Raw genomic sequence first — 12,059 nt, 5'->3', positions numbered from 1 at the left:
TCCGGCGGGCTTGCGAGACGCGGTTTAGGATGTTTAAAGAATACCTAAAAAATAATCACTTAAAACGCGCCGCTCCGGCGATCAATGAGCGTGATAAGGTCAACCCCACATGAAAACCTCGCAGAAACCAAAGAGCGCGTTTTAACCATGGAGCTGAAAGAGGCGATCAACCGCTGCCTGGACCACCATGACCTCACCGGCGAGGAGATGACCTCGGTCATGCGCACCATCATGACCGGCGGGGCGACCTCGGCGCAGATCGCCGGCTTCCTGATCGCATTGCGCATGAAGGGCGAGTCAGTGCCCGAGATTGCGGCGGCGGCGGGCGTGATGCGCGAGCTGGCGAGCGGCGTGGATCTCGGCGGGCTCGATCATGTGGTCGACATCGTCGGCACCGGCGGCGATTCATCGGGGACCTTCAACGTCTCGACCACCAGCATGTTCGTCGCGGCAGCGGCCGGTTGTCATGTGGCCAAGCACGGCAACCGCTCGGTCTCGAGCCGCTCCGGTGCGGCCGACGTGCTCGAGGCGGCCGGTGTCCGCCTGGATCTGACCTCCGAGCAGGTCGCACGCTGCGTGCGCGAGATCGGCGTCGGCTTCATGTTCGCGCCGGGCCACCACAGCGCCATGAAGCACGCGATCGGTCCCCGCAAAGAGCTGGGTGTGCGGACCATCTTCAACGTCCTGGGTCCGCTGACCAACCCGGCCGGTGCGCCCAATCAGGTCCTGGGTGTCTTCAGCGAGGATCTACTCGAACCGCTGGCGCTGGTGCTGCAGCGGCTCGGCAGTCGTCATGTGCTGGTGGTCCATGCCCGCGACGGGCTGGACGAGATCAGCATCGGCGACGTGACCGACGTGGCCGAGCTGAAGGACGGCGTGATCCACCGCTACGCCGTTCATCCCGAGGACTTCGGTCTCGCGCGAGCGGATCTGGATGCAATCCGTGTCGGGGATCCGGGCGAAAGCCTGGTGATGCTTCGCGGCGTCCTCGACAACCAGCCGGGGCCGGCACGGGATATCGTTGCGCTCAATGCCGGTGCGGCCATCTATGCCGCCGGCCGCGCCGAGAGTCTCGCCGCCGGCTTGGCGCGCGCCGATTTCGCCATCTCCAGCGGCGAGGCCCGGCGTCGGCTCGAGCGCTTGATCGCACTGACGGCGAGCTTCGATCGCGCGACGGGTGGCGTCTGACCATGGCCGATACGCCCGACATCCTCAAAAAAATCATTCACCGGAAGGTCGAAGAGGTCTCGGCCCGGTCGGCGCGCGTGCCGCTCGATCGGCTCGCCGCAGGCTTACACGAGGCCGATCCGCCACGTGGGTTCGCCGACGCGCTCCGGGCCAGAATCCAGGCCGGCGCCCCCGCCGTGATCTCCGAGATCAAAAAGGCCAGTCCGAGCAAAGGCGTGCTGCGCCCGGATTTTCGACCGGCCGAGATCGCGCAGAGCTACGCCCGCAATGGCGCGGCCTGCCTGTCCGTGCTGACCGATCGGGATTTCTTCCAGGGGAGCGACGAGGATCTCGTCGCCGCGCGCGCGTCCTGTGCCCTGCCGGTGATCCGCAAGGACTTCATCGTCGATCCCTATCAGGTCTACGAGGCCCGAGCCCTGGGTGCGGACTGCATCCTGCTGATTGCGGCCTGTCTGGACGATGCCCGGCTTGCCGAGCTGAACGCTCTAGCCCGCGAGCTCGGTCTGGATGTGCTCGTGGAGGTCCACGACGCGGACGAGCTGGAGCGAGCGCTGTCGGTCCCGGGGCGTCTGATCGGGATCAACAACCGCAATCTGCGGACCTTCGAGGTGACCCTGGACACGACGCTCGGACTGCTGGATCGGGTTCCGAGCGACCGGCTCCTCGTCACCGAGAGCGGCATCCTGACCCCGGACGATGTCGGGCGGATGCGTGCAAGCGGTGTGAACGCCTTCCTCGTCGGCGAAGCCTTTATGCGAGCCGATGATCCGGGCGAGGAGCTGGCGCGGCTGTTCTTCGGAATGCGTTGAGCTGGCTTTCTCCCGGGATCGTCGACTTGCAGTCGACTCTTCGGCCTCCCGGACGTCCAGCGGGTCGAGCTCAACTCGAGGCCATCGCCAAGAAGGCTCGGTTGGGCAAAGCGCAGCGTGCCCAATCGACGGCTAGCGGCACTACCGCGTGCCGAACACCACGATGGTCTTTCCCTTCACGCTGACCAGTCCCTGCTCCTCCAAACTCTTGAGCACCCGCCCGGCCATCTCGCGCGAGCAGCCGACGTTGCGGGAGAGCTCCTGTCGGGTGACGCGGATCTGCATCCCGTCGGGATGGGTCATGGCATCGGGTTGTTTGCAGAGGTCCAGCAGGGTACCGGCGATCCGCCCCGTGACGTCGAGGAAGGCCAGGTGACCGACCTTTCGGCTGGTCTGACGCAGCCGCTGGGAGAGTTGCAGTCCGACGCTGTAGAGGAAGTCCTTGGCGTACTCTTTGAGCTCGACATCGAGCAGGCGATCGAGCCGTTGGTAGCTGATCTCCGCGACCTTGCACTTGGTGCGGGTGCGGATGATGACGCTGCGTGTCTTCTGCGGAACGAAGAGCCCCATCTCGCCGATGAACTCGCCCTTGTTGATATAGGCGAGCAGCAGCTCTCGACGCTCCTCGGGATCATCGATCATCGCCGCGACCGAACCTTCGATGAGATAATAGAGCGTGTCGGCCGCCTCGCCTTGACGGATAAAGTCCACGTTCTTGTCGTAGCTTTTGGCATGACAGTAACGCAGCAAGGGCTCCAACCAGCGGGGATCTTGTTTGGGCGGCGTCAAAATGGTCATGGATCGCTGTGCCTGTCTGTCCCGGACATGGCCTGGATTCTAGGCGCGCGCTCGCCCCTTGTCGAACACCGAGGGATGCGGAGGCGGGCTGCCGTTGAATGTCCCCGAGCGCGAGCGGGTCGCGTGTCGGGCCTTCCTTTTTCGGGACGAACGACGGCGGAGATTCCGGATGAAAGCGCGTGTGAAATGGATCGAAGGGGCGGCGATGCTCGGCGAGGCCGGCTCGGGTCATGCCGTCGTGATGGACGGACCGCCCGAGCTCGGCGGTCGCAACATCGGGGTGCGCCCGATGGAGATGCTGCTGATGGGCTTGGGCGGCTGCACCCAGTTCGACGTGCTGCTCATCCTGAGCAAGGCGCGGCAGGCGGTGACGGACTGCGTCGTGGAGTTGACCGCGGAGCGGGCGGAGACCGACCCCAAGGTCTTCACCGCGATCCACGTCCATTTCATCCTGACCGGGCGCGGCCTCGATCCGCAACGTGTCGAGCGGGCGATCAAGCTAAGTGCCGAGAAATACTGCTCGGCATCCATCATGCTGGGTGCGACCGCGACCGTCACGCACGACTTCGAGATCCGCGATCGCGATGCCGCCCTTGCATCCGTCGAACCGGAACGGTAGCGTGCGCGCTCTCGTTGTTTTGGAGGTCTCACGTCGATGCCCATGACCCTGAAAAAGCTACGCCTGGAGGGGTTCAACAACCTCACCAAGACGCTCAGCTTCAACATCTACGATGTCTGCTATGCGGACTCGGACGAGCAGCGCGAGGCCTATATTCAGTATATCGACGAGGCCTACAACGCCGAGCGACTGACCGCGATCCTGACGGATGTCGCGGAGATCATCGGCGCGACCATCCTCAACGTCGCGCACCAGGACTACGACCCGCAGGGCGCATCCGTGACCATGCTGATCTCCGAGGAGCCGATCGCGGCGGGGCAGATCTCCAACACCGCCTCGCCCGGCCCTTTGCCCGAGGCGGTCGTCGCCCATCTGGACAAGAGCCACATCACGGTCCACACATATCCGGAAAGCAATCCCCAGACCGGGATCAGCACCTTCCGCGCGGATATCGATGTCTCGACCTGCGGGCGGATCTCGCCGCTGCGCGCCTTGAACTATCTGATCCACGCGCTGGAGTCCGACGTGGTCATCATGGACTACCGGGTGCGCGGCTTTACGCGCGATGTCGGCGGGCGCAAGCACTTCATCGACCACAACATCAGCTCGATCCAGAACTATCTCTCGCGCGACACCAAGAACCGCTATCAGATGGTCGACGTGAACGTCTACCAGGAGAATCTCTTCCACACCAAGATGGTCATCAAGCACTTCCGGCTCGACGACTATCTCTTCTGCATCGAGGCGAAGGACCTCTCGGAGCGCGAGCACCAACGCATCCAAAAGCTCTTGCGCCGCGAGCTCACCGAGATCTTTTACGGGCGTAATCTGGGGCGCAACCTCGAGTTCACCGGCTGAATTCCGCTAGCGCGGAATTCAGGATGATTTTGGGATCGGATGCGGTTCGCTGCGCTCGCCGGCACCCGATCTTCGGGGGCCGTCGTGCAGATCCAGGGCGCTCGCACGGTTCGTGATGCGCTCGCTCATCCCGGTCGCCGGACGCCCTGAAAAAATCCAAATTTCCTGAACCGCGCCGCGCCGACGGTGATTGGCGGCTCCGAGACTCAAGATCGTTCGGAACGCCCATGCACCGAAGAGCGCGGTTCAGACCCAGTAGACCGTGCCCGTCATCATCTTGGATGTCATCCGCATCGCCGCACGGACCGGCGCAGGCAGCTCGGCGCCGCCCGCGGCGTGGGCAATCTGTGCATGGTGGACCTCGTCGGCCTTCATCTGCTCGAGGATGGTGCGTGTCTTCTCGTCGTCGATCGGGATCTGCTCCAGATGCTCGTCGAGGTGGTCCTCGACCTGACGCTCGGTCTCGACGACGAATCCGAGGCTCCATTTGTCGCCGGCCAGCCCGGCCGCCGCACCCATCGCGAATGAGCCCGCGTACCAAAGCGGGTTCAAGAGGCTCTTGCGGTCACCCAGGTCTTCCAGCCGCGCGGCACACCAGGCCAGGTGATCGTTCTCTTCCTTGGCGGAGCGCTCAAGGCGTTTGCGCGTATCCGGCAGCTTCGCGGTCAGCGCCTGGCCCTGATAGAGGGCTTGGGCACAGACCTCGCCGGTGTGGTTGATCCGCATCAGGCGGGCGACGTGGCGACGCTGCTCGTCCGTGAGCTCGGCCTCCGGGATGCCCTCGGCCGGGTTGGTTCTTTCGGTGGTTTGAGGGCGCCCGAACAGGGTTCGCAAGGCATGATCGGCGTTGATCAGGACCTGGTCGATGGGCGTCAAACGGCGTGTCGTCATGCGGTTGCTCCGGTCGAAGGGTGTCGAGTTGCGGTCAGTATCGGGGATTCTCCGCCGTGTGACGAGTATGCGGGCGGCGGGACCCGGTTCCATGGCGTTTCTCGACCCTGAAGCAACGAGCCGCAAATCAGTCGAGCACCGACTCCAATCGTTGTCGTTGTCGTTGTCGTTGTCGTTGTCGATTACGAAAACGACAACGTGCCCGACCGATGGCCTCTAAACCGCGCCAATCCAACAGACGACGCATACCTCATCGGGCGCGGTTTAAGGCGCGGGGTCGAGCACCGCGGCGATCAGCTCCACGGGATGCAGGACCGCGATATCCAGCCCGGCCTCGCGAACGCCCGCGGCCAGGTGCAGTGCGCAACCCGGATTGGTGGTGACGATCACGTCCGGCGTGTCCAGACGCACCGGCGCCAGCAGGTCGGCGAGCAGGGCCTCGGCCATGACCGGGTGCTGGAGCAGGTAGGTCCCGGCGGCACCGCAGCAGCCCTGTCCCGGCGGCATCGGCGCCACCGCGAGACCGGGGATGCGCCCGAGCAGCCGGTAAACGGCCGCATTCCCGCCGAGCTGATTGCGATGCGAACAGGGCTCGTGGACCAGAACGCGACGCCGATCGGGTCGCATCCGCAACGACTCGGGCCACTCGAGCCCGTCGAGGAAGGCGCACAGCTCCCGGGTGTCGCACAGCGCCGGATCGCCTCGAAGCTCGGCCACGCAGGCGCTCGCCAGACCGACGAGCGGACGGTTGCCATGGATCCGCACACAGGCTTCGCGCTGCGCATCGGCCTGCTCGGGCCACCCGTTGTGCCTGAGCATGGCCCCGCAGCAGGTATCCGGCGAGACGATGCGAAGGCGCAGATTCAGTCGAGCCGCAACCTTCAAGGTCGCCTCCACGGCACGCCCTTCCGCGGCGGAGCCCATGCAGCCGAGGAAGAGATCGCCGTCCGATTCGCCGGGCCCCTCGGGATTATGCGGGGCGATCGGCCGTGCGACGGCTCCCATCGCAGTTGCGATCCGATGATAGGGGCGAAGTGCGGGGATTCGGTCCAGCCGCATCAACTCCGTTAGCCGGGCGAGACCAAGACGCCGGTACAGGCGTGAGAGCCAGGCGAATCGGCCCATCAGTCGCGCGCTGGACAAGACGCCGAGCGCGAGCCGATTGACGCTCCGCCGGGGCGCCGGCAAGGCTGCGATGCGCAGCGCCTTTGCCTGATCGGCGATATGCCCGTAGGCGACCTCCGAGGGGCAGACGCGCTGGCAGTTCAGGCAGCCCAGACAACCGTCGAGATGCGCCGCGAGGGTCGGCGTCATCGCCAGGTCGCCGCCCGCCCACCCTTGAATCAGCGCGATCCGCCCGCGAGGCGAGTCCGCCTCTTGGCGTGCCAGTTGAAACGTCGGGCAGTGCGGCAGGCACAGCCCGCATTTAACGCACTGATCGGCAAGCTGCAGCAGCTCGCGGGTTGCGTCGGCCTGCGGAAGGCTGCGCGGGTCTCCGGTCGAGATCTTCAATCGCGGGGGGTCGTCCAGTGTGGCTCGGTCGGTTCGGTCGGTGTGCGTCCATGCCGGCGAACCTCTTGCCTCGGACGTGGCGCTCGGTCGCTGCGGACCTTGATTATGTTACCCTTCCTCGGCCGCCTTGCGTTCAATTCAGGTCATTAAGATGTCGTACTACCGCTACCATGTCTTCTTCTGCACCAACCAGCGCGAGGACGCCAGCCAATGCTGCAATCAGTGCGGCGCCACGGCGATGCGCGATTTCCTCAAGCGCCGCACCAAGGAGCTGGGTCTGACCGGACGCGGCGGGGTGCGCATCAATACCGCGGGGTGCCTTGACCGATGCACCGAAGGGCCGGTGATCGTCGTCTATCCGGAGGACACCTGGTACACCTACGTCGACAGCGAGGACCTGGAGGAGATCCTTCAAGAGCATTTGATCGGCGGGCAGGTGGTGGATCGGCTGCGGCTACCCTGAACCGCGCTCATCGCGAGATGCTGAATTTTCGAGTGAGCTCGATGTTCGGTGCATCCAAGTCTCTGGCGGGGACTTCGCTTTAAATAGTATGTTTTTTAATGCCTTAAACCGCGCCGGCTCGAACGCTCGTCAAATCTGCCGGGGCCGATCCCATCCGGAAACATCGCATACCGCGCCGTGCGCGGTTTAAGGTTACCCGCCTGAATCGCGGCTTAAATTTTGGGTTGCGTGCGGCGATTTCGTCACGTAGACTTCGCGGTCTTTCTCGACACAGAAAACGAAATCGACGGCCCGCGCGCGCCTCGACACTCGAATCGCACCGGCACGATGCCGCGCGAGAGGTTCGATGTCGGGACAACGCGAGCACGGCATCCCGGAGCGAAGGACATGACGACGACAGTGAGTGCAAAACCGGCGGAAGTCCGCCGTGCCTGGTATCTGGTCGATGCCGACGGCAAGACCCTCGGGCGGCTCGCGAGCGAGTTGGCCCTTCGCTTGCGCGGCAAGCACAAGCCTCAGTACACCCCCCACGTCGACACGGGCGACTACATGGTCGTCATCAATGCCGAGAAGGTGCGGGTGACCGGGAACAAGCGCGAAGACAAGATGTACTACCATCACACAGGTTACATCGGCAATCTGAAGTCGACGAATCTCGCCAAGCTGCTCGACTCGAAACCCGAGCGCGCGATCGAGATCGCCGTGAAGGGCATGCTGCCGCGCGGGCCGCTCGGGCGGGCCATGTTCAAGAAGCTGCGTGTCTACGCCGGGCCGGAGCACGGTCATCAGGCGCAACAGCCGCAAGTCCTTGAGCTCAACGTTTAGGAATCAGACGCATGTCCGAGAGACAACACGCCATCGGTCGACGCAAGACGTCCGCCGCCCGGGTTTTCCTGACCCTCGGGTCGGGCAACATCACGGTCAACGATCGCCCGCTTGATCAATTCTTCGGCCGCGAGACGGCTCGGATGGTCGTGCGCCAACCGCTCGAGACTGCCGGGATGCTGGACCGAGTCGACATCAAGGTCACCGTGACCGGCGGCGGCAACACCGGACAGGCCGGCGCGATCCGCCACGGCATCGCCCGGGCGCTGGTGCGATTCGACGAAACCCTGCGCTCGCCGATGCGGCGCGCCGGATTCCTGACCCGCGATGCGCGCGAGGTCGAACGCAAGAAGGTCGGTCTGCACAAGGCCCGCAAGCGCCCTCAGTTCTCGAAGCGTTAACCGCTCGACCGCAGAGCCATCGCTCCCTGCCCCGGCTCGGCAAGCCCGAGCCAGCCTCAGCGGGACTGCAAGCGGAGCGCGCTCTCGTCGGTCTTCGGTCGCCGGACATCGACCTTCCGATCCCGGCCGCACGATCCGATTTCTTGGGGGATCGTCTAGTGGTAGGACAGCGGACTCTGACTCCGTCAACCTAGGTTCGAATCCTAGTCCCCCAGCCACACCCTGCACGACGCCACATCTCTATCAGGCAAGACCGCGTCTTGCCGATCGCCTGAAATCCACTCCCACTGTACACCCGACGCGACACCCGCTCGTTGTCGCATCGACATCAGCGACGCCCGACGCGCAGTCGGCGTGACTCGGTCTGGCGGAACGATCGGGTGTGGTAATTGTCGATGCTGTTTCAGACACTGCCCCGGATGCACCTCGACACCCCGCTCGAGCGAGAGCCTCGCGTCTCATCGAGGTTTGGCGCGAAGCGCTCCGCCGAGGACAGACGCCGTTGCCGGCCGACCGCAGGCCGACCGCACCCGCAAGTCGGCCGGACGCCACCCGCCCCGCAGCGCTTCGATGCTAAAAAGCAACACTTTGCCCGTGTGTGTCTTTTTTTGCCCCACTCTGTTGCAAAACACTCCGCCTTCCACTATAGTTCAGTGCGCAAAGCATGATTGCGTTCGGTTTCTGCAGTCTAACTGACAAATTCACAACAGCGGAGAAGAGTATGAACAAGAAGATCCTTAGCCTCGCGGTCGCTGCCGCGCTGGTCGCCCCGGGCGCCGCAATGGCCGAAGCTATCCTGTACGGCAAGCTGAACATGTCCATCGACTGGGCCGACGTGACCAACGTCATCTCCCAGGGCTCCGTGTTCCCCGGCACCATTGACCCCGAAACCGGTGCGCAGATCCTTCCCCCGATCCCTGATCGCGATCAAAACTTCCAGGGCTGGGGCTTGAACGGTGGTGGTTACATCCCCGGCGAAGGTCGTGCCAACCGCATCGGCCTCAAGGGTTCCGAGGATCTCGGCAATGGTCTGAAGGCGATCTACCAGGTCGAGTTCGGCATCCAGATGACCGAAGAGACGCGTCGACTTGCCGCAACCGGCTCGAACAACTCGCCGACCATGCGCAACAGCTTCCTGGGCCTGGCCGGCGAGTGGGGTACCTTCCTGGTCGGGCGTCACGACACCCCGCTGAAGATCTCCACCGGCAAGCTGGATCTCTTCTCCGACACCATGGCCGACTACAACGGCACCGTCGGCTTCCAGGATCTGCGCGTCGACAACGCGGTCGCCTATATCAGCCCGAGCCTGGCCGGCTTCCAGCTGATGGGTGCGGTGCATGCGGGCGGCGGCTCGACCGTCACCACGCAGGATGGAAACATCTTCGCCGACAGCATCGCGGAAGGCTGGTCCGTTGCCGGTATCTACAGCAACGGCCCGTTCTATCTGTCGGCCGCTTACGAGGCGTTGGGCAACGACCTCTATATGGACTCCACCACGGTCCTGCTCGGCGACCCGATCGCCATCGATCCGGTCACGGGTGAACCGATCGCCAACCCGAACTTCGTCGGCGACGACTTCAGCAAGTGGCGTATTGGCCTGGGCCTGCTCGACTGGAACGGCTTCACCCTGACCGCCATCTACGAGAATCAGGACAACCTCCCGGCCGGCCAATTGTGGGCTCAGAATGGCGGCGTCGGTTTTCCTGTTCCGGAGAAGAGGGAGCTGTGGCAGGTCCAAGCCGGCTACGCCTTCGGCAACAACATGGTCAAGGCCATGTACGGCAGCGGCAACAACGACAACGACTTCGAAGCGAGCTTCGACAACGTCGATACCTTCAAGAATTCGCTTGAAGGCGATTATTACACCTGGGCGATCGGCTTCGATCACAACTTCAGCAAGCGGACCAAGGCGTACGTGCTGTACACCCAGGTCGACAGCGACGATGCAGACGTCATCAACGGCTCGCAGTGGGATGGATTCTCGCTGGGCATGATGCACAGCTTCTAAGCCGATTCCGGCTTGGCATGGAACGCATGACGGGGCCTTCGGGCCCCGTTTTTTTAGTGGCTTGAACCGCGCCAGCTCCGACGACCGTCGGAGCTGGCGCGGTTCAAGCTATTAAAAAATATCAAATTCTAAACCGCGTCTCACCGAGAGCGAGGACATCTCCGAAGCCAAACGCACACTAAAAACTACATTTGTCGCTCTGGACGCGGTTTAGGGCCAGAAGGCCGAGCTCAGCAGCTCATCCTGTCGATAGGGGCATCGAGGCCGAAAGCTGCTCGAAGGCAAGCCGGTCTCGTCGATCGCCGATTCCAACGCCTTGGGGTACGCCTGCTCGATTATCTCGGGGAGTCGCTGCGCAAGACTCGGGCTCTCCGCGACGATCTCCTCGATCTCTTGACGGGCGTTCCGGATCGAGCGCCGCAATGAAGGGCCGCGTCGGGCCGGTTGCTCTTGCCATTTCAGGAGGTGCAGGAGCAAGACGCGCAGATGGCTCGCAAGTGCCCGTTTTCACTCCTTCCCATATCCTCCAGCTCCTCGGCGATGTTCTCCACGTCCAGGCTGTCGAAACGTCCTTCCCTCAACAAGCGCGCATTCGCGAACGCCCAAGCGACGAGGTCTTCCCCGTATACGGGCGCTTCGGGTTCATGAGCCGACTTCAGATTTCGTTGGCGCGCCATCGCGGTCGCCTCTCCTCTTGTTGACTCCGAGATACAGTTCTTTTTCAGAATCCTAAACCGCGTCAGCTCGGAGGTTCCAGGTTCCGACCGAGGCAGCTCCAATCCAAGAACGACTCACACTGCTCCGGACGCGGTTTAGTTAGGCCCTCACCGTCTTGGGCCCGCCCGGGGTTCCCAAAATCAAGACATCGGCCGGGCGCAGGGCAAAGATCCCGACCGTGACCACACCGGCGATATTGTTGATGGTTTGTTCGAGTTTGGCGGGCTCCATGATCTCCAGGTGCTGTACATCCAGGATCAGGTTGCCGTTGTCGGTCACGAAACCTTCGCGCCAGACCGGGGTACCGCCCAATTGGACCAGCTCGCGCGCAACATAGCTGCGCGCCATCGGAATCACCTCGACAGGCAGCGGGAATGCGCCCAACACGCGGACGAGCTTGCTCTCGTCGGCAATACAGACGAACTGCCGGCTCGCCGCCGCGACGATCTTCTCGCGCGTGAGTGCACCGCCGCCGCCCTTGATCAACTGGAGTTGCGCATTGGACTCGTCCGCCCCGTCGACATAGAGCGAGAGCTCGCCGACGGCGTTGAGGTCGTAGACCGGGATCCCATGCCCCTTGAGTCGTTCGGTCGAGGCGACCGAGCTCGACACCGCGCCGTCGATGCGCCCCTTGATTCCCGCAAGCGCATCGATGAAATGATTCACGGTCGAGCCCGTTCCGACCCCGATGATGCCCTCCTCGACATAGCTCAGCGCCGCCTCGGCGGCCTGTTTCTTCATGGCGTCTTGTGTGTTCATGTGTCCTCCGATGTGTTGGTCGAGTGTGAGGCGTTAAACCGCGCTCGGAGCGGTATGCGATGTGTTTGGATGCGATCGGCCCCGGCGGACTTGACGACCGCCGGAGTCGGCACGGTTTAAGAGACGAAAAAAGATATGATTTTAAACCGCGCCCCCGCCAAGGGCCGTGGATGCACCCATTGTCGAGCTCACTCGAAGATGAGCATCTCGC

At 63.5% G+C, this 12,059-nt stretch carries 12 protein-coding genes, 1 tRNA gene and 1 pseudogene; 9 read left to right on the top strand and 5 right to left on the bottom strand.

Features of this window, described 5'->3' with window-relative positions; all coding sequences use genetic code 11:
* Positions 1-147 precede the first annotated feature (147 nt).
* On the top strand, positions 148-1,188 hold the full coding sequence (trpD, locus tag THIMADRAFT_RS07095; protein ID WP_007192307.1) for an anthranilate phosphoribosyltransferase: 1,041 nt from the start codon (positions 148-150) through the stop codon (positions 1,186-1,188).
* Between the two features lie 2 nt (positions 1,189-1,190).
* A complete protein-coding gene (gene trpC / locus THIMADRAFT_RS07090; protein ID WP_007192306.1) occupies positions 1,191-1,997 on the top strand; it encodes an indole-3-glycerol phosphate synthase TrpC in 807 nt (268 codons plus the stop codon).
* Between the two features lie 141 nt (positions 1,998-2,138).
* Here the strand turns inward: trpC and crp are convergent, their stop codons facing one another.
* Positions 2,139-2,795 carry a cAMP-activated global transcriptional regulator CRP gene (gene crp / locus THIMADRAFT_RS07085; RefSeq protein WP_007192305.1) on the bottom strand — a complete coding sequence of 219 codons (657 nt, stop codon included), beginning with the start codon at positions 2,793-2,795 and terminating at the stop codon, positions 2,139-2,141.
* A gap of 169 nt (positions 2,796-2,964) precedes the next feature.
* Between crp and THIMADRAFT_RS07080 the strand changes: the two genes are divergently transcribed.
* Both THIMADRAFT_RS07080 and speD read left to right on the top strand, forming a co-directional pair.
* Positions 2,965-3,414: an OsmC family protein gene (locus tag THIMADRAFT_RS07080; protein WP_007192304.1), complete on the top strand. Its 450-nt coding sequence runs from the start codon at positions 2,965-2,967 to the stop codon at positions 3,412-3,414.
* A 36-nt stretch (positions 3,415-3,450) separates the two neighbouring features.
* The gene (speD, locus tag THIMADRAFT_RS07075) at positions 3,451-4,272 is read left to right on the top strand and encodes an adenosylmethionine decarboxylase (RefSeq protein ID WP_007192303.1); all 822 of its coding nucleotides are present in this window, start codon (positions 3,451-3,453) and stop codon (positions 4,270-4,272) included.
* Positions 4,273-4,518: 246 nt separating this feature from the next.
* Here speD and coq7 read toward each other — a convergent pair whose 3' ends face one another.
* Together coq7 and THIMADRAFT_RS07065 are read right to left on the bottom strand one after the other, a co-directional pair.
* Positions 4,519-5,163: a 2-polyprenyl-3-methyl-6-methoxy-1,4-benzoquinone monooxygenase gene (coq7, locus tag THIMADRAFT_RS07070; RefSeq protein WP_007192302.1), complete on the bottom strand. Its 645-nt coding sequence runs from the start codon at positions 5,161-5,163 to the stop codon at positions 4,519-4,521.
* 264 nt (positions 5,164-5,427) lie between these two features.
* Positions 5,428-6,675, bottom strand: coding sequence for a (Fe-S)-binding protein (locus THIMADRAFT_RS07065; protein ID WP_007192301.1), 1,248 nt, complete (start codon positions 6,673-6,675; stop codon positions 5,428-5,430).
* 151 nt (positions 6,676-6,826) lie between these two features.
* Here THIMADRAFT_RS07065 and THIMADRAFT_RS07060 point away from each other — a divergent pair, with 151 nt between their 5' ends.
* The 5 genes from THIMADRAFT_RS07060 to THIMADRAFT_RS07040 all read left to right on the top strand — a co-directional run bounded on the left by THIMADRAFT_RS07060 (position 6,827) and on the right by THIMADRAFT_RS07040 (position 10,372).
* Positions 6,827-7,138, top strand: a complete 312-nt coding sequence (locus tag THIMADRAFT_RS07060) for a (2Fe-2S) ferredoxin domain-containing protein (protein WP_007192300.1) — start codon at positions 6,827-6,829, stop codon at positions 7,136-7,138.
* A gap of 387 nt (positions 7,139-7,525) precedes the next feature.
* Positions 7,526-7,963 (top strand): 50S ribosomal protein L13, encoded by a 438-nt coding sequence (rplM, locus tag THIMADRAFT_RS07055; protein ID WP_007192299.1) that lies wholly within the window; start codon positions 7,526-7,528, stop codon positions 7,961-7,963.
* 11 nt (positions 7,964-7,974) lie between these two features.
* Positions 7,975-8,364, top strand: coding sequence for a 30S ribosomal protein S9 (gene rpsI / locus THIMADRAFT_RS07050; RefSeq protein ID WP_007192298.1), 390 nt, complete (start codon positions 7,975-7,977; stop codon positions 8,362-8,364).
* A gap of 144 nt (positions 8,365-8,508) precedes the next feature.
* Positions 8,509-8,582: transfer RNA gene (locus THIMADRAFT_RS07045), tRNA-Gln, on the top strand.
* Positions 8,583-9,085: 503 nt separating this feature from the next.
* Positions 9,086-10,372, top strand: a complete 1,287-nt coding sequence (locus tag THIMADRAFT_RS07040; protein WP_007192297.1) for a porin — start codon at positions 9,086-9,088, stop codon at positions 10,370-10,372.
* 210 nt (positions 10,373-10,582) lie between these two features.
* On the opposite strand, the pseudogene THIMADRAFT_RS07035 reads toward THIMADRAFT_RS07040, so the two are convergent.
* Positions 10,583-11,049: pseudogene (locus THIMADRAFT_RS07035) on the bottom strand (DUF29 domain-containing protein).
* A gap of 139 nt (positions 11,050-11,188) precedes the next feature.
* Positions 11,189-11,848 (bottom strand): ribose-5-phosphate isomerase RpiA, encoded by a 660-nt coding sequence (rpiA, locus tag THIMADRAFT_RS07030; RefSeq protein WP_007192295.1) that lies wholly within the window; start codon positions 11,846-11,848, stop codon positions 11,189-11,191.
* Positions 11,849-12,059 lie beyond the last annotated feature (211 nt).

Source organism: Thiocapsa marina 5811, assembly GCF_000223985.1.
GTDB lineage: Bacteria > Pseudomonadota > Gammaproteobacteria > Chromatiales > Chromatiaceae > Thiocapsa > Thiocapsa marina.
The sequence above is the reverse complement of the archived record's forward strand: the minus strand, read 5'-3'. Positions and strand labels throughout refer to the sequence as shown.

Excerpts from the sequence above, each read along its gene's own strand:
- coq7 (WP_007192302.1), bottom strand. The coding sequence starts at position 5,163 with ATGACGACACGCCGTTTGACGCCCATCGACCAGGTCCTGATCAACGCC.
- trpD (WP_007192307.1), top strand. The coding sequence starts at position 148 with ATGGAGCTGAAAGAGGCGATCAACCGCTGCCTGGACCACCATGACCTC.
- trpC (WP_007192306.1), top strand. The coding sequence starts at position 1,191 with ATGGCCGATACGCCCGACATCCTCAAAAAAATCATTCACCGGAAGGTC.
- crp (WP_007192305.1), bottom strand. The coding sequence starts at position 2,795 with ATGACCATTTTGACGCCGCCCAAACAAGATCCCCGCTGGTTGGAGCCC.
- THIMADRAFT_RS07080 (WP_007192304.1), top strand. The coding sequence starts at position 2,965 with ATGAAAGCGCGTGTGAAATGGATCGAAGGGGCGGCGATGCTCGGCGAG.
- rplM (WP_007192299.1), top strand. The coding sequence starts at position 7,526 with ATGACGACGACAGTGAGTGCAAAACCGGCGGAAGTCCGCCGTGCCTGG.
- THIMADRAFT_RS07040 (WP_007192297.1), top strand. The coding sequence starts at position 9,086 with ATGAACAAGAAGATCCTTAGCCTCGCGGTCGCTGCCGCGCTGGTCGCC.
- speD (WP_007192303.1), top strand. The coding sequence starts at position 3,451 with ATGCCCATGACCCTGAAAAAGCTACGCCTGGAGGGGTTCAACAACCTC.
- rpsI (WP_007192298.1), top strand. The coding sequence starts at position 7,975 with ATGTCCGAGAGACAACACGCCATCGGTCGACGCAAGACGTCCGCCGCC.
- rpiA (WP_007192295.1), bottom strand. The coding sequence starts at position 11,848 with ATGAACACACAAGACGCCATGAAGAAACAGGCCGCCGAGGCGGCGCTG.
- THIMADRAFT_RS07060 (WP_007192300.1), top strand. The coding sequence starts at position 6,827 with ATGTCGTACTACCGCTACCATGTCTTCTTCTGCACCAACCAGCGCGAG.